Source organism: Chitinophaga eiseniae (assembly GCF_012641265.1).
In the GTDB taxonomy this organism is placed as follows: Bacteria; Bacteroidota; Bacteroidia; order Chitinophagales; family Chitinophagaceae; genus Chitinophaga; species Chitinophaga eiseniae_A.
In genome coordinates this window covers 1,273,729-1,293,646 of the sequence record NZ_JABAHZ010000002.1, presented here as the reverse complement: position 1 = coordinate 1,293,646, position 19,918 = coordinate 1,273,729, and the positions used below count along the sequence as shown (strand labels likewise).

15 protein-coding genes are annotated in these 19,918 nt (G+C 46.6%); 7 read left to right on the top strand and 8 right to left on the bottom strand.

Features of this window, described 5'->3' with window-relative positions; all coding sequences use genetic code 11:
* Positions 1-7 precede the first annotated feature (7 nt).
* The gene (locus tag HGH91_RS12965; protein ID WP_168738831.1) at positions 8-988 is read right to left on the bottom strand and encodes a terpene synthase family protein; all 981 of its coding nucleotides are present in this window, start codon (positions 986-988) and stop codon (positions 8-10) included.
* A gap of 160 nt (positions 989-1,148) precedes the next feature.
* Entirely contained in the window at positions 1,149-2,870 is a 1,722-nt protein-coding gene (locus HGH91_RS12960) for a hybrid sensor histidine kinase/response regulator (protein ID WP_168738830.1), read from the bottom strand.
* A 266-nt stretch (positions 2,871-3,136) separates the two neighbouring features.
* On the opposite strand from HGH91_RS12960, the gene HGH91_RS12955 reads away from it, so the two are divergent.
* The 5 genes from HGH91_RS12955 to HGH91_RS12935 are packed head-to-tail and all read left to right on the top strand — an operon-like array spanning position 3,137 to position 10,921.
* Positions 3,137-4,330 (top strand): efflux RND transporter periplasmic adaptor subunit, encoded by a 1,194-nt coding sequence (locus tag HGH91_RS12955; protein WP_247651720.1) that lies wholly within the window; start codon positions 3,137-3,139, stop codon positions 4,328-4,330.
* A gap of 31 nt (positions 4,331-4,361) precedes the next feature.
* On the top strand, positions 4,362-7,538 hold the full coding sequence (locus tag HGH91_RS12950; RefSeq protein WP_168738829.1) for an efflux RND transporter permease subunit: 3,177 nt from the start codon (positions 4,362-4,364) through the stop codon (positions 7,536-7,538).
* Between the two features lie 27 nt (positions 7,539-7,565).
* Entirely contained in the window at positions 7,566-8,984 is a 1,419-nt protein-coding gene (locus tag HGH91_RS12945; RefSeq protein WP_168738828.1) for an efflux transporter outer membrane subunit, read from the top strand.
* Between the two features lie 59 nt (positions 8,985-9,043).
* Positions 9,044-10,150, top strand: coding sequence for a sensor histidine kinase (locus tag HGH91_RS12940; RefSeq protein ID WP_168738827.1), 1,107 nt, complete (start codon positions 9,044-9,046; stop codon positions 10,148-10,150).
* Positions 10,151-10,162: 12 nt separating this feature from the next.
* Entirely contained in the window at positions 10,163-10,921 is a 759-nt protein-coding gene (locus HGH91_RS12935; RefSeq protein WP_168738826.1) for a LytR/AlgR family response regulator transcription factor, read from the top strand.
* 51 nt (positions 10,922-10,972) lie between these two features.
* Here HGH91_RS12935 and HGH91_RS12930 read toward each other — a convergent pair whose 3' ends face one another.
* The 4 genes from HGH91_RS12930 to HGH91_RS12915 all read right to left on the bottom strand — a co-directional run bounded on the left by HGH91_RS12930 (position 10,973) and on the right by HGH91_RS12915 (position 16,491).
* The gene (locus HGH91_RS12930; RefSeq protein WP_168738825.1) at positions 10,973-12,328 is read right to left on the bottom strand and encodes a glycoside hydrolase family 27 protein; all 1,356 of its coding nucleotides are present in this window, start codon (positions 12,326-12,328) and stop codon (positions 10,973-10,975) included.
* 177 nt (positions 12,329-12,505) lie between these two features.
* On the bottom strand, positions 12,506-14,095 hold the full coding sequence (locus tag HGH91_RS12925) for an MFS transporter (RefSeq protein ID WP_211092276.1): 1,590 nt from the start codon (positions 14,093-14,095) through the stop codon (positions 12,506-12,508).
* Positions 14,088-15,152, bottom strand: coding sequence for an HlyD family secretion protein (locus tag HGH91_RS12920; protein WP_168738823.1), 1,065 nt, complete (start codon positions 15,150-15,152; stop codon positions 14,088-14,090). Before HGH91_RS12920 ends, HGH91_RS12925 begins: the two co-directional genes overlap by 8 nt.
* A gap of 4 nt (positions 15,153-15,156) precedes the next feature.
* Positions 15,157-16,491 carry a TolC family protein gene (locus HGH91_RS12915; protein ID WP_168738822.1) on the bottom strand — a complete coding sequence of 445 codons (1,335 nt, stop codon included), beginning with the start codon at positions 16,489-16,491 and terminating at the stop codon, positions 15,157-15,159.
* Between the two features lie 132 nt (positions 16,492-16,623).
* Between HGH91_RS12915 and HGH91_RS12910 the strand changes: the two genes are divergently transcribed.
* Complete coding sequence (locus HGH91_RS12910) at positions 16,624-17,409, top strand: AraC family transcriptional regulator (protein WP_168738821.1); 786 nt, start codon at positions 16,624-16,626, stop codon at positions 17,407-17,409.
* 59 nt (positions 17,410-17,468) lie between these two features.
* Here the strand turns inward: HGH91_RS12910 and HGH91_RS12905 are convergent, their stop codons facing one another.
* Complete coding sequence (locus tag HGH91_RS12905) at positions 17,469-18,176, bottom strand: MBL fold metallo-hydrolase (RefSeq protein ID WP_211092275.1); 708 nt, start codon at positions 18,174-18,176, stop codon at positions 17,469-17,471.
* Positions 18,177-18,243: 67 nt separating this feature from the next.
* Complete coding sequence (locus tag HGH91_RS12900) at positions 18,244-18,819, bottom strand: Crp/Fnr family transcriptional regulator (RefSeq protein ID WP_168738819.1); 576 nt, start codon at positions 18,817-18,819, stop codon at positions 18,244-18,246.
* 204 nt (positions 18,820-19,023) lie between these two features.
* Between HGH91_RS12900 and HGH91_RS12895 the strand changes: the two genes are divergently transcribed.
* Positions 19,024-19,908: an NAD(P)H-binding protein gene (locus HGH91_RS12895; RefSeq protein ID WP_168738818.1), complete on the top strand. Its 885-nt coding sequence runs from the start codon at positions 19,024-19,026 to the stop codon at positions 19,906-19,908.
* Positions 19,909-19,918: the final 10 nt, after the last annotated feature.

The window sequence follows — 19,918 nt, the reverse complement described above, 5'->3', positions numbered from 1 at the left end:
CAAGGGCTTACAGACTGCTCCCTGCAACTGCTTTGAAGGTATCTTCCTCTGGAAATCCTCCTTTCTGATAACGTTTGGTATCGATAGCATACCAGTCTTTTTGTCCCTGAATCATCACGCCCAGGTACCAGGCAAATTTTTTCACGCCATTGGTATAGTGGCCGAAATCCGGAACATCCGACTGCAATCTGACAATCTCCCTGACATCGTTGTCGTGGAAGCTCATGGCAGCATCATTAGCGGCTTCGATCGACAATTTAAATTCATGTTGTAATACCAGCACCAGGTTTAGCGGCTCCCGGTCAATATCTTTTTCAATGGAATAAAAATCATTGCACCAGGCAAATACCCGCGCTGTGAGGCGATACAGCTCCTTCATATAGGCGTGGTTCATCACTTCCTCAGGCAAGTCAAGGCCCAATTGCAGGATGATCAGATCCAGGAACGCATGTACCCCGATGGTCAGTTCCCGCAACCGGATAAATTCTTCCAGCCTTGGGAAGTGCTTTACCAGCTTAAATGGCACCTCCAGCTGCATGCTGCCAATGTAATTATCTACATTGTCGATGTAGCGCTGCATCCAATACGGCGGTAAAAGTCCGTTTAGCCGGTCCCGTATGTCGGCCAGCAGCGGGAAGAAGTCGTGCTCTCCAGGCTCGGGGTCACTGCCTTCCAATACGGCTACCACCCGTTTTTGCAGCGACTGCAACTGTGCAGTAGTACAATATTCATAATAATCATCAAAAACAGTTCCCCACAACATGAACATGGCAGCGGGTTTCAGATGGTCGTAGGTAGGCATATCAGGCAAACACCTGGCTGTGATATACCCAAAATTGGATAGTTTGTACTTCATCTGCATCTTCATAGGCAGAAATCCGTAATCCCGGTCAATCCACATGTCTGTTTGGGCCTTGACCTTTTCTGCATAAGTACTCATAAGCGACGGAAACGGATATTCCGGCTTTGGCAAAGCTGTGATTTTCATAATTAAACAGGTTGATATTTAAAAAAAAGACTTCTCCCGGGCTGAAGGTAATAGGATCATTTACTGTTGCATTTCTCCTTAACAAATATAATACAGGAGCAACACCCGTTGGGGGGAACGGAAACAGCAGGGATAAACGAAAAAGTGGAAGCGTGCTCCCTTAGCCAAAATAGGTGGAGAGCAGGTTAGATAAAGCCTTTAATTCTATTGGTTTGGTAATATAGCCGGCAGCGCCCGAATCAAGCATTTGCCGGGATAAGTCTTCTGAATTGTCGCCGCTAACGACCACTACAGGCACCTCCCGCAAAACGGGGTCAGATTTTAGGATAGATAATAATTCCAGGCCGTTACAGTCAGGCAGTTGGATATCCAGTAATATCAGGTCGGGCACCTGTTCCCTGGCCTGGAGCACGCCCTCCTTGCCAGTAGCGGCAAAGCTGATGGGAGCACAGCCCAAACGCTTCAAATGCATATTGGCTATCATCTGGCTCATGGGGTTATCTTCTACTACCAGTACCGATTTGTTGGGGAAGCGGCTGATAGCTTCTTCCGGTACAACTGTTTCCACCACCTGCGGCACCTCGGGCACGGTAACCGGTATACGTAGGGTAAAGGTAGTGCCGGTACCAGGCGCGCTTTCCACCTGGATAGTTCCTGCAAGTGTATCTGTCAACTGTTTCACAATGGTCAACCCAATGCCCGTACCTTCGATCAGGTCGTTGCGCTCCGATACAAACGGGGAGTCGAACAGATTCTTTAACTTCTCCGGGGAAATTCCTTTTCCCCGATCCGCAATTTTTATTTGTAACCTTGCCTCCCGGACACCGGCCTCCAGGCGGATATCAGCGCCGGTAGGAGAAAATTTAATAGCGTTTGCCAACAGGTTGGAAATGATCCTGGTTAATTTCACCCGGTCGGAAATAATGACTGCCGGCGTTTGGGCAGTTATTGTTAGTGAGATATTAATCTGCTTGGCTCCCGCCAGCTCGTTGTACATTTCCGTAATCTCCTCCAGCCAGGAATGGACTGCTATCTCTGAGACTTCTATTTTATCGTAGTTGCCCGCTTCTATCTTTGAAAACAACAGTACATTTCCCACCACATCGATAATAGACCGGGTAGCAGCATACATGGTGCGGATATGCCCGGGGCTTACTGCTACCGATGGCTGGTCCGGCTTTTCGGCTTGTGGCAGGTAATGCTGCAGTATGCCGTAAATCACATTCAGCGGATTGTTGATATCGTGGTTGGTTTCCCGGAGAAACAGGCTTTTATAGTGACTGGCATGTTTCAGCGCCGTTGTTTGCTGATCATTTTGCGTCACATAAAACAATACAATGATCACATTCAGCAGCAGGATCACCGCCATGGCCAGCCACCGGATCAGGTGTTGTTGCTCCCCCGTGAAATGAATGGGTTGTACAATGTTGGTAAAATCATTGAACTCCAATATGGCCAGGCACAGGAAAGCAATTATAATACCTGTGATACGCAGGGATCTTCTCTTAAATACAAACAGGGTAACGCTTACCAGGCAAAGCGTCAGCAACTGGATAGGCGCCCGCTGGCTAAACATCATCCCGAAATATACCGCCGCCAGGTTTTGAGTAGCAATCATTACGCTGGCCGCCAGCGCATGCCGGTGGTAATAGTTCAGCAACAACACGATGGCAAACAGCGAGGCTTCTATCATCGCCGGGATAAAGATCTTCAGTTCACCAGACCAAAAATACAGCACAGGGCCAATGGTGATAGCAAAACCGCCTGTTACCAGGGCAAGTGTATTTACCAGCTGAACCACTTTCCGTTCTTCATTGGAAAGCATCTGATCCCGGGTGCCGAGCGCCGCCAGTTGTTTAAATACATGCAGGCCTGCCATCATGATAAATACAGTGGTTATTTGTAGCGTTGAGCATATGTTTAGGTAACAGTAACAAACACATATCTGTGCTTATTGCAGTATAAAAATACCAAATATATTCCGATCCCTATCGATTAAGTATGCCAGGGCCACGTTAAATAAAATGGAAAATATTTCACCCCACCCATTTTCCGGTTCAACACCCGGTTTTTCCGGTTCACCCGGATTGTTCACCCTATAGCCCACAATGGTATTGATATTCGCCATCTATTACAAAAAACAACGTGATGGCAACAACGAATAAAAACAATCGCAACAGCATATATGCCAACCTATTAATGGCAGGACTGCTATCTGCCACCCTCTATGGTTGTGGCAGCCAGGCCACAGATGCAACCGCCAGTGCAGCAGCAAACGTACCGGAGCTACCCATAACTACCCTCGACACCACATCTGCCTTTACTACCAGCGAATATGCCACCATTGTGGAAGGGAAGGTAAACGTAGATGTACGTCCACAGGTAGATGGCTATCTCGATAAAATATACATAGAAGAAGGCAGCTTTGTAAAAGCAGGGCAGCCACTGTTCAAAATCAACGACCAGCCTTATACAGAACAGCTAAATAAAGATATCGCTAACCTGCATGCCATGCAATCGGCCGTAACGAGCGCCGAGCTGGAAGTAGAAAAAATAAAACCACTGGTAGCCAATAAAGTAGTGGCCGACATGCAACTGAAAACAGCCATAGCAGCGCTGCAAACAGCCAAAGCAAACGTGGAACAGTCGAAAGCCGCTATTGCCGCTTCGCAGATTAATGTAGGATTTACCCTGGTAAAAGCGCCGGTGAGTGGGTATATCGGTCGCATTCCTAAAAGAATTGGCAACCTGGTAGGGAAAACGGATACCGCCCCTTTAACCACCCTGTCGGACATCAGCGAAGTATACGCCTACTTCTCCATGAGTGAAAATGATTTCATGGACTTCAGCCGCGGCAATAGCGGCGCCACTTTACAGCAACAATTGCAACACCTGCTACCGGTACACCTGGTGCTTGCCAACGGCGATGAATTTAACCAAAAAGGGCGCATTGAAATGGTAGATGGGCAGTTTAATAAAAATACGGGCGCCATCAGCTTACGCGCCACTTTCCCTAATCCAGCGGCCATACTGCGCTCCGGCAATACCGGCAAGGTAAAGATGACCCGGCTGCACAACGGCATCCTGCTGGTACCTCAAGCCGCTACCCTGGAAATGCAGGACAAAGTATTTGTATACCAGGTAGGCGACAGCAATATCGTGAAACGCCAGATCATCGATATCGCCGGCAGCAATGGCAGCAATTTCATTGTAAAAAATGGATTGAAACGCGGCGATAAAATTGTAACAGCAGGCATTGAAACCCTGGCAGAAGGCAGTCCCATAGCGCCGATCCAGGAAAAACAACAAGACACCGTTCATACCTCCGCAAAAGGAAAATAAGTACGCCAGGCGTACCAAAAGATACTGAGCTATGCTGAATAAAATAATACAACGTCCCGTACTCGCTACGGTAATATCTGTGATCCTGGTCATCCTCGGGATAGTAGGACTTACCCGCCTGCCAGTAACACAATTCCCCGACATTGCTCCCCCGAGTGTAGTAGTAAGCGCCACCTTTCCCGGTGGTAACGCCGCTACCGTACTCCGTTCGGTAGTAACGCCTCTGGAAGAGGCTATCAACGGGGTAGAAAATATGACCTACATCCAGTCCAACGCCGGCAATGATGGCGTAGGTAGTGTAACCGTTTACTTTAAGCTGGGAACCGATCCCGACCAGGCAGCCGTAAACGTACAAAACCGGGTAGCACAGGTCACCAGCCAGTTACCAGCTGAAGTAGTGCAGGCCGGCATTACCACTACCAAACAGCAGAGTGGTATGATTATGATCCTGGACATTTACAGTGAGGATAAACAAAAATATGATGAGGCCTTCCTGCAAAATTTTGCCAAGATCAACGTCATCCCTGAAATTAAACGTATTCCCGGGGTTGGACAGGCGCAGATTTTCGGCGCCAAAGACTATTCCATGCGCGTATGGCTGAAACCCGCACAGCTGGTAGCTTATAACATTACGCCTACAGAGGTGATGAACGCTATCCGCGACCAAAGCCTGGAAGCAGCTCCCGGCCGTTTCGGAGAAGGCACCGACGAACCGCTGTCTTATGTGATCAACTATAAAGGTAAATTTAACCTACCCGGGCAGTTTGAAAAAATCGTGATCCGCGTAGCACCCGATGGTACTGTATTATATCTCAAAGACCTGGCAAAGATAGAACTGGGCGCAGCCAACTACACCACCGATAACCGCGTAAACGGTAAAGACGCCGTTACTATGGCTATTTTCCAGACTAATGGCTCCAATGCCAACGCCATACAAACCAGCATCAGCGAGGTATTGGAAAAAGCGTCCAAATCCTTCCCTAAAGGAGTGAAATACCAGGTAACGATGAGCACCAAAGAACAGCTCGATGTATCCATTGCACAGGTGAAATCTACGCTGGTAGAAGCTTTTGTGCTGGTGTTTGTGATCGTATTCCTTTTCCTCCAGGACTTCCGCTCTACGCTGATCCCGGCGATAGCGGTACCGGTATCACTGGTTGGGACCTTCTTCTTCCTGCAGCTGATGGGCTTTTCCATCAACATGCTCACCCTGTTTGCGCTGGTACTGGCCATTGGTATTGTGGTAGATGATGCCATTGTGGTGGTAGAAGCAGTGCACAGTAAAATGGAACGATCACACCTGCCCGCGAGGGCAGCTACCTTATCGGCGATGAGTGAAATCACCGGCGCCATTGTATCCATTACACTGGTGATGGCAGCTGTATTCCTGCCGGTAGGCTTCATGGAAGGGCCTACAGGCGTGTTTTACAGGCAGTTTGCCTTTACACTTGCCATCGCTATTCTCATTTCAGCGTTGAATGCGTTAACTTTAAGCCCGGCATTATGTGCCCTCTTCCTGAAAAATAACCATGGCGGCGAAGGTGGCGCCCATCCTACCAAACAAGGATTTTCACAACGGTTCTTCACCGCATTCAATACCAGCTTCCAGGCAATGACCAACAAATATACCGTTGGTGTAAAGTGGCTGATTGCGCATAAATGGGTGAGTTTAAGCGGATTAGCCGCAATAATAGGATTAGCCGGCTGGCTGATGTTTACCGCGCCCAAAGGCTTTATCCCCAATGAAGATGGCAGCTTCGTGGCGTATTCTTTATCGCTCCCTCCTGGCGCCGGTTTAGACCGTACTACCCGCGTATTGCAGCGGGCCGACAGTATCCTGAAGCAAATGCCGATGATTGAATCTGCCACCAGCATTTCCGGGTATAATATTCTCAGCAATGGCGCCAGCCCAGCTTATGCAATGGGCTTTGTGAAATTGAAGCCCATTAAGGAAAGAGGAGAGGTGCAACAAATAGATGATATCGTAGGGTTGCTGAATATGCAATTGAGCAGCATCAAAGAAGGCACGTTTGCCGTATTCACCTTCCCTACCGTGCCAGGCTTCGGCACTTTCAATGGATTGGAGCTGGTATTACAGGACCGTACCGGTGGCTCCATTGAGCGTTTCAGCGAAACTACCAACCGCTTCATCGGGGAAATGATGCAGTTACCACAAATAGCGGTGGCCTTTACCATGTTTAAAGCAGATTTCCCGCAATATGAAATCGTGGTAGACCCGGTAAAAGCGAAACAGCTGGGTGTGAGCGTGAGCGACCTGATGATGACCATGCAAACTTATTATGGCAGCAACCAGGCGTCTGACTTTAACCGTTTTGGTAAATACTACCGCGTAATGGTGCAGGCAGCGCCGGAGGCCAGGAGTAACGCTTCCAGCCTGGAAGGCATCTTTGTAAAAAATGACCAGGGACAAATGGTGCCGGTAAACAGTGTGATTACACTGAAAAAAATATATGGCCCGGAAATGATGACCCGCTACAACCTGTTTAATTCGATTGCTGTCAATGCCACGCCTAAACCGGGCTACAGCACCGGCGACGCGATTAAAGCGATAGAAAAACTGGCCGCAGAAAAATTACCAGCAGGCTTCAGCTACGAGTGGACGGGCCTCAGCAAGGAAGAAAAAACTTCGGGTAACCAGATGGTATTGATTTTTGCCTTAGCCATTGTATTTGTGTATTTCCTGCTGGCCGCACAATACGAAAGCTACCTGCTGCCACTGGCGGTATTGCTGTCGATACCCACCGGTATCCTGGGCGTATTTCTCGCTATTCGCATGGCAGGTATAGATAACAATATATACGTACAGGTAGGACTGGTGATGTTGATAGGACTGCTGGCCAAGAATGCCATCCTTATTATTGAGTTTGCCGTACAACGGCGCCGGGCAGGTAAAACACTGCTATCTGCCGCACTGGAGGCCGCCAAGCTCAGGTTACGTCCTATCATTATGACTTCACTGGCCTTTGTAGCGGGATTGATTCCGTTGATGACCGTGAAGGGGCCGTCGGCGCTGGGTAACCATTCCATCAGTATAGGCACTGCCGGCGGGATGTTGTTGGGGGTAATACTGGGTGTATTTATTATCCCGGTATTGTTTATCGTATTCCAGTTTTTACAGGAGAAAGTATCCGGTAAACGGCCTGCATTACCCGTACTGGAAAAGGAAATGCCTGTCGCCACTGTATAATCATCATTTTTTCTAAATCAGCAACACATGAACAAATATATCTCCTTCCTGGTGTGGGTAGCAGTTGTTTCGGCCACTGCTACCGGCTGCCGGGTAGGCAAAAATTTCAGCCGGCCGCCTGTAGCTTTGCCGGAACAATACCGGAGTGCTACTTTACCGGGAGATAGCAATAACATTGGGCTCTTACCGGTGAAGTCATTCTTCCGGGACCCGGTACTGCAAGCTCTGATCGATAGTGCTGTGACCAAAAATTTTGACTTGCAGGTAGCATTGAAAAATGTAACGGCGGCAGGGCAAACGCTTAAAGCAGCCCGCCTGGGAGCCTTGCCGGAACTGAACCTGCAGGTACAGGCCAACCGTAACTGGCCATCTAAAAACAGCCTCAATGGCTCTTTATCAGAGCAGTTTATGGGCACCAGATACATGGACGATTACAACGCTAACCTGGGTCTTTCCTGGGAAGTAATTGCCTGGGGAAAAATAAGCCGGATGAAAGAAGCTTCCCTGGCCAGCTACCTGCAAACAGCCGAAGCCACCAAAGCGGTATGTACTGCGCTGGTAAGCGATGTAGCCAATGCTTACTACAACCTGCTCATGCTGGATACCCAGCATGATATTGCCACCCGTAACCTGGTACTGAATGACAGCACGCTGACGATCATGCAGTTTCAGTTTGCATCCGGGCAAATCAACAACCTGGCGATAGAACAAACCCAGGCCCAGCGCCAGGTGGCGGCGGCATTATTGCCTAAGATAGAACAGGAAATAGCTATCCAGGAAAACGCCCTGCAGATATTGGCCGGCGCATTGCCGGGTACGATTGTCCGCCATGAGCGACTGCAACAGGTACATTTCGATATGCCGCTGGCTGCCGGTGTTCCTGCTTCGCTGCTCACACAGCGCCCCGATGTAAATGCTGCTGAAATGGCCGTAAAAGCAGCCAATGCCCGGGCCGGTATTGCAGAAGCCAATATGTATCCTGCCCTCAACATCACTGCCAGTGCTGGTTTGAATGCTTTCAAAGCCAGTAACTGGTTCAATATACCAGGTAGCCTTTTTGAAACAGTAGGCGGCAGTATCACACAGCCCATCTTCCAACGGAGGAAATTAAAAACAGACTGGGAAACGGCTAAAATAGAATGGGAAAAATCAGTACTGGAGTTTAAAAAATCAGTACTCACCGCCGTGGGAGAAGTGTCTGACGCACTGGTGAAAATAGATAAGCTGCAAGCCCAGCAAGCTATGACACAAGTGCGGGTGGAGAAGCTGCAAAGCGCCACCAGGAACGCCAGCCTGCTGTTTCAAAGCGGCATGGCCAACTACCTGGAAGTGATCACCGCACAAAGCAATGTATTACAAAGTGAACTCGATCTCGCTACCCTGCAACGCGATCAGCTGAGTGCTGTTATTGCCCTCTACCGCTCGCTCGGGGGCGGCTGGCACTAGGAAGTACCACCGAATTATTTATATTTAATAATGGTAGCACCCATGGTTAAGTATCTGCAATGAGTAAAAACAACATACCACAACAGGATTTATTCAACAGGTATTACAGGATATTCATCATTCCTATGATTTTTCTCCTGTATTACCTGCTGTCTTACCTGGTAAATCCATACAGCTATTATTGGGAATCTTTGGCAGCCAAAGGCTGGAAAGAACTGTTTACAGAAGGTATCATCATGATGACTACCTGCTGGGGCATCACCGAACTAAGCCTGGTAAGCGCCCGGTGGCTGGATACCCGTATTCCCTGGGAGAAATGGCCGATCCGGAGATTTATTGCACAACTATGCGGACAGATCATTACCGTATCTATTCTCCTGAGTGTGCTCTATGGAATATTATGGCTCATCTTCGGTCCTCCTCCTGACAAACCGGCCACACTACTGGAAAAAATAGATGAATGGCAGTTTGTATTCGTGTGCGTGATGCTATCTATTTTAATCAGTGCCGTACACACCGGGAACTTCTTCCTGCAACGCTGGAAAACTTCCATGCTGGAAGCTGCCGAATTAAAATTAAATACCGCCGAATTGAAACAGATAGCCATGCAGGCACAGCTGCAATCGCTCAAACTACAGCTGGACCCCCATTTTATGTTCAACAACTTCAGCACGCTTTCCGCGTTGATTGAAGAAGATAAAGGTACAGCGCTATCATTTCTCGAAAATTTGTCCCGGGTATACCGGTATATGATCATTAATCTCAATAACGATATTATTACACTCCGGGAAGAATTGAGATTTATACAGGCTTATATCTACCTGATAAAAATCCGGCATGGCAACAATGTGGATATCCGGATAGAAGTACCGGAAAATATTACCAACAGGGGTATTCCGCCTATTACCCTGCAATTGTTAATAGAAAACGCTATCAAACACAATGTGGCGTCCGCAGCGCAACCACTGCATATTTCCATTTATGAAGAAACCGATGGGACACTAACCGTGAGCAATAATATACAACTCATTCCTACTAATATCCCTTCGACCAAGCTCGGACTGGAAAATATCCGGAACCGTTACCGGCTGCTCTCCGACCAGGAAACTACCATCCGGAAAGAAAACGGGATGTTTATGGTGACGCTGCCATTACTTAATTTTTAAAAAACTACTGTCATGCGTATTGTGATTATTGAAGATGAAAAGCCTAATGCTACGCGCCTGAAAAATATGCTGCTGGACATATCTCCGGAAATGGAAGTAATGGCCACCCTCGATACGGTGACGGCCAGCGTAGCCTGGTTCCGGCAAAACCCACCTCCCGACGTAGCCTTAATGGATATCCGCCTCGCAGATGGATTGTCTTTTGATATTTTCCCGCAGGTATCCCTTTCCTGCCCTGTTATCTTCACTACGGCCTACGACGAATATGCCATCCGGGCGTTCAAAGTAAATAGTGTAGATTATCTGCTGAAGCCAATTGAGAAAGAAGACCTGCAGTTGGCGCTGGAAAAAATCGAAAAGATCCGGCAACCGGCCGGTTCGGCAGAAATGGTGCAGCAATTACTTGAATTCTTCCGGCAAAAAGAAGTGACCTATCGCTCCCGGTTTATGCTGCCCTTCCGCGATGGATATAAAACCGTACTGGTAGCCGATGTAGACTTTATATTTTATGCCTATAATGTAACGCACCTGGTGTTAAAGGACAAAACACAGCTGGCTGTTACCCAAACCATGGATGAACTGGAAGAACAGTTAGACCCTAACCAGTTTTTTCGTGCCAACCGACAACATATCATCAATGTGAGCAGTATCGACAGTATTCAAAACTCCCTCAACGGAAAGCTCCGTATCAAATTAAAGCGCGACGCGGAAAGGGAAGTGCTGGTGAGCAAAGAAAAAGTGCCGCTGTTTAAACAGTGGCTGGATAAGTAAATGGGGAAAGCCGCCTTACCCGCGGGTTCAACGGGCAGGGCGGCGATGGTATTATTTATGTTTTTCTTCAATGCCGTATAAGCCGGCGCCATGGCTGGCAATTATCGGTGAAAAAGTGTCGGAAAAGCTACCTACCTTCTTACCTGACCATAGATCGGTGATGACACAGTTCCCCTTAATCCCCAATGCTGCCAGGTTTACCGCCACCGCCGAAGCTGGGGTAGCCGGATGATCGGCTGTATTAAATACGGCGAGGTATTTCCTGCCCGTAGCCGGATCTTCTGCCGCCCAGGCAGCTTTATCGTCTTCCGTGAAAAGCGGGCGATTGTTGGTGCTGGTATTTAACACTTTCAAGACGTTTTTATTGGTGAGCAGGGATAAGGTAAAAGGATCATTATCAGGAAGGTTACCTCCAAACATTAGGGGCGATTTGAAGATAGTCCATAATGTCATGAGGGTATATTGCTCGTCTTTTGTAAATGCGCTCATGCGTGGATGTCCGCGCTCCGCGCGGATACCAATACGGCCCAGGGGAAGCATATCGCCGTCGGGATAAGCGCCGGGAGCTCTCCATTTATTCCAGCGTTCAAACACCTGGAAGTGTTCTTTCAATTGTTTCCAGCTATCCCAAAAGTCGCCTACAGTTCTCCACATATTGGCATACTGTTGTACATGGGCGGCATGATCTACCGGTGTTTCTCCCGGAGAAGTACTAAACACGATCTTCCGGCCAGTGCGGTCGATGGCTTTCCGGATCATTTCTATTTCGCCGGCAAAGTAAATAGGCGAGGAAAGATCATCTACTTTTACAAAGTCCAGTCCCCATTCCGCATACATGTCAAAGAGTGAGTTATAGTAAGCCTGGGCGCCTTCCTTCTCCGGTAATATGGTATACATATCATGCAGCCAGAGGCATTGTCCTTCTTTGGAATAGATATCGGCCGCGCGGGCGGTGCTACCTTTGATGGGAAGGTTTTCATTCACCGCTTTCACCGGTATTCCTCTCATAATATGAATACCGAATTTCAATCCTTTACTATGGATGTAATCAGCCAAAGGCTTAAATCCCTGGCCATTTTTTGCAGACGGGAAACGGTTTACTGCCGGTACAAATCTCCCATACTGATCTATATTATAGGCGGGATCTGTTTCGTTATAACCATGCGCCTTATCATTGCCAACATACCACCTGATATCCACCACCACATATTGCCAGCCAAATGGTTTTAAATATTTGGCCATATAATCGGTATTGGCCTTTACTTCTGCTTCTGTTACCGTGGGGCCATAGCAATCCCAGCTATTCCAGCCCATAGGAGGACCTGCCGCCCATTGATGAAAATCCTGGCTTTGTACCTGCTGTGTAAATAAGGTGATAATGATCAAAAATGCTGCTAATCGCCTCATGATATTAATGTTGTGATGATTGACATGGAATTTATGCGGGAACCGGGAGACTCCTGCGGGTCGAAAATAATAAATTCAAATTAATAATTGTCAATTTAACACTTTAATTTCAAAAAGCGCCGGGCAGCAGCTATTGCCATTTCATTCATAATTTCCGTACGACAAATCGTTATCACCCTATGCTGGTGTAAGTTTCCGCGATCTTAAATAGGCGGTAGTCCGGTTGAGATAGGGAAAAATCGCTATCAACAGCAACGTTCCAACAATCAGCCAGGACATCATTTCATAATAATCCATGGCAAAGCGAAGCTGGCCTTGTCCGTTTATACCGCGGACCAACAACTTATGAGAGGCCCTGGCGGCCTGGCCATGCGACATCCCTTTGGCCATTAGCCGGGTGGTTTGTTTCTTTAGAAATAATCTTACTGTGGGATCAATCCGGGTGAGGTGATCCTGGAAAGCATTGTAATGCCGGCTCCTTTCAAACAGTTCAAAGTAATTGATGATACCAATACTTACACAAAATCCCAGGTACCGGATAGCCAGGCAAATGGCCGCTGCCGATGCTCCCAGGGAAACCGGCACCGCGGAAATAGCATATACAATCGTAGGTACCATGACCAATCCTACTCCAAGTCCCTGGATAAAAAGGGGAATGAAGTAATTATATTCGTTCGCCTGCACATCAAACAGGAAAAACATGCTGACGTGAAAGATGAGCAGCAGCAAGAATCCTGGCAGCCAGATATAACGTATCCGCTTTTTTTGCAGGATCATGGCACAGGCGATAATTACGCCCACTACCAACCCGGAGAGATTGAGCAGGTTGATATAAGAAACGTGCATAGGATCGAAACCCAATACCGTTGCAAAAAAGCTATTGGTAATCCCTGACGCAAAACGGCAGATATACATGACAAACAATACCAACAACCCAATCTTAAAATTACGGAACCTGAATATCCTGAGATCGGTATAAGGTCGTTTCATGACATTTTGTCGCAACAGGTACACGGCGGTAAGGCCTACGATCGCCAATACACTGTATCGTATACGGGGATCTTCCAGCCAGTAATATTCCTGGCCATAAATCAGGATATAACCAATCAGGCAAAGTACAGTGCTGTACATGGCAAAGCTTTGCCAGTCGAGCTTATATAATGGGAAACGGACATTGAGACGCACGTTATTCATGACCAGCAGTAACGACACCAGGCAAGGCAGGTAAGAAAACAATGCTCCCTTATAAACGATATTGAAATTATACGAATCGATCAGGTCGGCAGTAACGAAGTTATTGAACGGCATCGCGCAAAGGAGTAAGCCAAAGAAAACAGAGAAGCTTACTTCCCTGGCGCGCTCGGTACGAAGCCGGGTAAACATCAACGCCAGCGAGAGGTTGACCGTGCTGGAGAATAACATCCCCTGTATAAACCTTATGGGGAGCAGGATATATACTTCGTGGGTATAATAGCAGATAAGGCTGGTCAGCATCTGCAAAAAAGTAAACAGGATAAAGTATTCCCTGGTAGCCAGGTAGGCAAAGAAACGGCGTTCGAGGATATAAAACCCGACGTAGCCTGCGTAGAAAAGGGCTACGGCAAATTGTATATCCGCCGGTTCGCTGCCGTAATAGCCCGCGGCGGCATTAATATTCGCCAGCGGTAGGAAAAACAGCACGATGCTCGGCAGCAACAGTGAGAATAGAATCACCTTTATCAGCCATTCCGGCGCCCAATCTCTGAAAATGGGAATAGGCTTAGCCATGATGCTGTTTTTTAGGGATATAAACATTCACATTCATACCTACTTTCAATACATCAATGTCTTTTTTTGCTCCGTCGATACGGATACGTACCGGTACACGCTGTACGATCTTAACGTAGTTACCGGTGGAGTTATCCGGTGGCAACAGCGAGAAACTGGAACCTGTGGCGGGGGATAGGGAGATAACTGTGCCCTTGAATGTGCGCCCGGGATAAGCATCTGCTACCACTTTCACGGAGTCTCCGATATGCATGTGCGCTACCTGGGTTTCTTTATAGTTGGCTACCACCCATTTATCAGTTTCATTATTGACGATATACGCCAGTGTTTCACCGGCATCGATCATTTGTCCTACTTCCACTGTACGGCGGCCCATCCGGCCATCATAAGAGGCAGTGATGGTCGTATAACTTACATCCAGTTTATGCCTGTCCAACAGCGCCTTTAAACGGGCAATTTCTGCCTGTACCACCGCTTTTTCTGCGCGGATATCCGCAATGCGCGAGGTAGCAGCCTCATAGTTATCCTCGGCCGATTTGTGATCACTTTTATTAACATCCAGGGAGGCCTGCATGGCTTCTATTTGTTGCTGCGTGGCCGATTCTTCGTTGTATAGTTGTTTATACCGGTCGTAATCCAATTGCTGTTTCCAAACTTTAGCGCCAGTAGCTGTAATCTGCGACTGTGACGCGGCAGCTGTTCTTTCCAGTGTATGGATATTGCTTTCCAGCACTTTTAGCTGCGCTGCCCCTTTTTGGATAGCAGCTTCTGTTTGTTCCTGTTGCAGGATATACTCCCGGTTGTCGATAACCAGCAGTGTATCACCTTTTTTTACCGGCTGGTTTTCCTCAAATTTCACCGCTACAATAAAGCCGCCTGCCCTTGAAATAACAGGGTTCACATATTCTTCCACCTGTGCATCATTGGTTTGCTCATAGGTATAATAGCCCCAGAGCGTATTAATGCCCCAGGCAGCCAATGCAATAACAACAAGGCCTGCCAGCCATCCGGTAATCATTGTTATCAACCTGTCGGTAACGGTATATTTCTTTTTCATGGTATTAAAGAATGCCTGTAATATTTTGAAGTAAATAGTACTTGTTTTGCGCCATGATACGGGCTGCTGCCAGTTCAAAGCGGGTTTGTATCACCTGTACATTGGCATCGAGCAGGTCGGTGATCAGAGAGGTTCCCCTGAAATAGGTGTTCTTAATAATACGGGCATTCTCTTCTGCCTGTGCAACGTTTGTTTCCGCTACCTGTATTTGTACCAGGGCTTCTTTGTAGCGCAGGAACGCTTCTTTTACCTGTTGCCGCAGCTTATCTTCTGTATCCTTGTGCAGCTCTTCTTCTTTTTCCAATTCCAGCTTTGCAGCCCTTACCTTATGAACATTGTGGTAAAGTGCTGAAATGGGAAAAGAACCTTTTAAACCGGCAACGCCCAGCGAATACCAGTAAGGGTTATAGGGATAAAGGAATATTTGTGGATTGGCGTAATAGAATTCCCCGTACATGCCTAGCTTGGGGCGGATATTCGCCTTTACCTGCATTAAGCGTATCTTGCTTCGTTCAGTCTCTTGTTCGGAGATATGATAGGGAAAAGAGTGTTGAAATGCTTCTGCCAGGTATTGCGCATAGCCGGTATGCTCATCCCATTGGGAGCTGATATCGGCCGGTAATACCATTCTTTCATCCGGCTCGCCGATGATGATATTCAGTTTCTGTGTGGCAATCAGGATATCATTTTCAATGGTGACCAGTGCCATTTTTCTTTTAGACAAGTCCAGTTCTGCCCGGAGTACGTCGCTCTTCAGCACCGTACCATGGCTATAAAATGCCTTAATTTCTTTGAGCTGTTTTTCCTGGTCGGTAATATCTTCTGTGATGAGCTTTCTGAAGATAAGTGATTTCTGGAGGTCCAGGTATAGCGCGGCTGTCTTATAACGGATATCGGAAATAGCCTGGTCTTGTTGTATAAGGCTGATCTGGTGCAGTGTTTTATCTTCCTCAATTTTCAGGTTGAGTTTATTCCCATTGTAAAGGTTCAGGTAAAAGTCTGCGCCGGCTCTGTACAGTGTGTGGATCACTTCATGCTGTGTTGGCCTGGAAAACAGGCCATTTTCATATATCGGGATATTGCTGGCCTTCTCCACACTTCCTTTAACGCCCACTTCAGGGAAGCGTTCCATTTTGGCATCCTTTATCTCTTCGTCCGATATGCCGGTGGCCTTCTTTTTGATCACAATAAGGCGGCTGTAGTCTTCGGCTTTCCTCCAGGCTTCTGGCAGGGAAATCTTCAGTGTATCATTACTAGCGGCAGGTGCTTGTCCGTATGACGAGAGGGCGCCCACCACCAACAATAAACCGAATAAAAATCTTTTTTTTCCTGGTTCCATAATCTAGGCCGCAAAATTATCAAATGGGGGGATGCCAATTTTCCCTGAAATAGACAATATTTTCATCATTTCGGCCAACCGGATTAATTTCCCCTCATCAAATACCTTATTTTGTGGCTTTAAAACTGCATTATGGGGTTAATAGCAGCATTACCGGAGATAGACAAAAAGCGATATTCGGTTTTTGTCATGCATGAAAAATCAGAAAAGCTCATCCCACTGCACAAGCATACCAAAGGACAACTGAGTTATGTTGAGGGTGGTATCGCCTACATTACTGTAGATGCGCATACCTACGTGGTACCGGCCCGCCATTACTTCTGGATTCCCCAGGGGATGACCCATATTATCAGGATAGGACATTCCGCTACAGTATTCCGGTCTCTCTATTTTTACGCTCATGATGATACCGCCAGCCCCTTTTACAGTAAGCTGGGAATTTATCCCGCCAGTGAGCTACTGATCCAGATGATCAACTATACCGAAAGATGGGATGGCCGGCATGTAACTGAAAAGGACGAGAATTTCGAGTTCCTGGTAGCCCTGAAGAATCTCCTTCCCAAAGAAAACAACAGGGCCCTGCCCATTGTGATTCCCATCACCGACGATGAAAATGTACAGCGGATCACCCGGTACCTGGAAAAAAATATGGGTGAAAAGCTGACACTGAAAAGCGTCAGTCATCGCTTTAATATGAGCGAACGCTCCATGTCGCGTTTATTTCAGTCCAGCTTACATATGTCGTTCCTCCAGTTCCTGAAAACGATCCGTATGATCAAAGCAATTGAGATGATCCTGAAAACGAAGAAGCCCATTGGCGATATTGCAGCGACGGTAGGGTATATGGCCATCAGTTCTTTCAGCGATGCCTTCCAGGAATTTACTGATGCCCGGCCAACGGATTTCAGGAAAAGTTAAAAAAGACAAGGTCGAGGCTTAGTTATAGCAAGAACCACATTAGATACCTCTTTGCACAATTATAAAAACCGGGCTGAATAGTACATCAGATTGTCCCTTGATACGGGGCCTCCGTGTCCCAAATAAAATTTATCTGCTTTTTCCACAAGCACTTTTTCAATGCTTTTTTTTAAAGTTAAGACGTCGTCATGAAAAGGCGGGTGTTTCATTCTTGAGTAAAGCATCGTGCCTCCTAACAGAATACCAGAAGAAGCCAGGTCCGTTATAATGGCATTGCCATCAGCAAGCATAATGGAAAGGGAACCCGGTGTATGTCCGGGGGTATGAATAACTTTTCCGTTTACGCCCCATTCATGAAGGTCATAACTACAATCACCTTCCAGAATGATATCTGGCTCACATGATGTGGCTTTATCCCTGATGAGTTTCCATTTTAGTATGTTCCAATATCGTTTATTCGGCTTTAGCGTTTCTGCCATACTTTTACCTGTTCTCAGCGCAACCGCATCCAAATCATGCATTAACACCGGGACGCCTAATTGCTGTTTAAGTTCTGCAGCGCTGCCAAAATGATCAATATGCCCATGGGTAATAATAATTAAACCAATATCTTTCTTATCAATTCCATAAGATTTAAGCTGTGATAGAATCTTTTCTTCGCTTCCCGGAACACCCGAATCTACAAGAATATGTTTTTTTGTTCCCATTATTACAAAAGAATTTATCATTCCCAATGGGAAAATGGATAATTGTATTACGCTTTTCATCATTTTCATTTTTATAGTCAAACGATGCAAAGGTCTGGGGCAACCATCAAAATCCACTTGCCAAATGTTAAGAAATCACTTGCCTGCGAATGCGACTTAAAGATGCTGGCTTTATTCCGATGTAGGAAGCAATATATTGAAGTGGAACGTTCCGGATAACTTCCGGCTGCGTGGCAATCAGTTTTAAATAACGCTTTTCCGCCGGCAGCGTGAGTATATCCTTCATTCGCTGTTCATTAAACGTCAGAGATTGTTCATAAATTTTTTTACAAAACTTTGTCCACTTTTCACTTTGCTGATAAAGTGCATCAAGATGCTTTTTCGATATTCTTAAAAGTTCGCATGGAGTAATGCTTTCCACATTATCCTGTGCGGGGGTAGCTGTAATAAAGCTATTAAAAGAAGTAATGAAATTAAGTTGACAATTAATATGCGTTGTTATTTCTTCCCCATTCTCCAGATGATATACTCTTACAAAACCTGAATTGACAAAATATAGATGATTAGCAATTTTATCCTCTCTTTCTAACACTACATTTTTATTAACCGCAACTGGCTCAAAATAATTTTCAATAAGATCAATATCGAATCTATCGACAGGAACGTTTCTTTCAACAAACCTGATTAATTGTTCATGCTTCATTTTAGATGGTTGATTATGCCATGTTGGTCTTTTAAAAATAAGGACAGAGGGGAGGTGATTCACTGCACTACTGCTGAGTAAAGCTACAATAATCAGGTCATAATACATATCCCGTCTTCCCCTTATTTTTGGCTACAACAATCATAGATTTGGTTAAACATGCCTGAATTTGCCGCTGGATATTTGTGTTACTAAATTAAGATTATGAAAATTATAGTAACAGGTTCACTGGGCAACATCAGCAAGCCCCTGGCGCAGGAACTGATAGCGAAAGGTCATGATGTGACCATTATCAGCAGTAAAGCAGACAAACAACAGGCCATAGAAACTTTAGGTGCAAAGGCGGCCATTGGATCAGTAGAAGACGTAGCGTTTTTAAAAACCATCTTCGCTGGCGCAGACGCCCTTTATGGCATGACACCCCCTAACTTTGGCGCTACGGATATGATCGGTTATTACCGCAATATAGCCAACGCCTATGCAGAGGCCGCAAAGAGTGCAGGCCTCCACCGCATTGTTTACCTCAGCAGTTACGGTGCACACCTCGAAAAAGGCAACGGCATTATCAGGGGATCCTACTATGCTGAAGAAATTTTGAATGAACTGAAAGATATTGCCGTTATCTGTCTGCGTCCGGGTTATTTCTATTATAACTTATACAGCTTTTTGGGGATGATAAAGGCGCAGGGGATTATCGGCTCCAACTTCGGCGGCGATGACAAACTGGTAATGGTCTCTCCACTGGATATTGCCACTGCTGCTGCAGAGGAGCTAACAGCCGCTAACGACCGAAGCAACGTACGTTATATAGCCAGTGATGAACGTACCTGCAACGAGGTGGCCAGGCTAATTGGCGAAGCTATTGGCAAGCCCGGCCTTCAATGGCTAACATTTACTGATGAGCAGGTAAAAAACAACATGCTGGAGCGCGGCATGCCGGCAGCAATTGCCGATCTGCTGGTTGAACTGGGCGCTGGTATTCACACCGGTTTGTTAAGCAGCGACTACGACAAGCACAAACCTACGCCTGGCAAGGTAAAATTGCAGGAGTTTATCGAAGAATTTGCCGCAGCTTATAACCACAATTAAGTACATTACA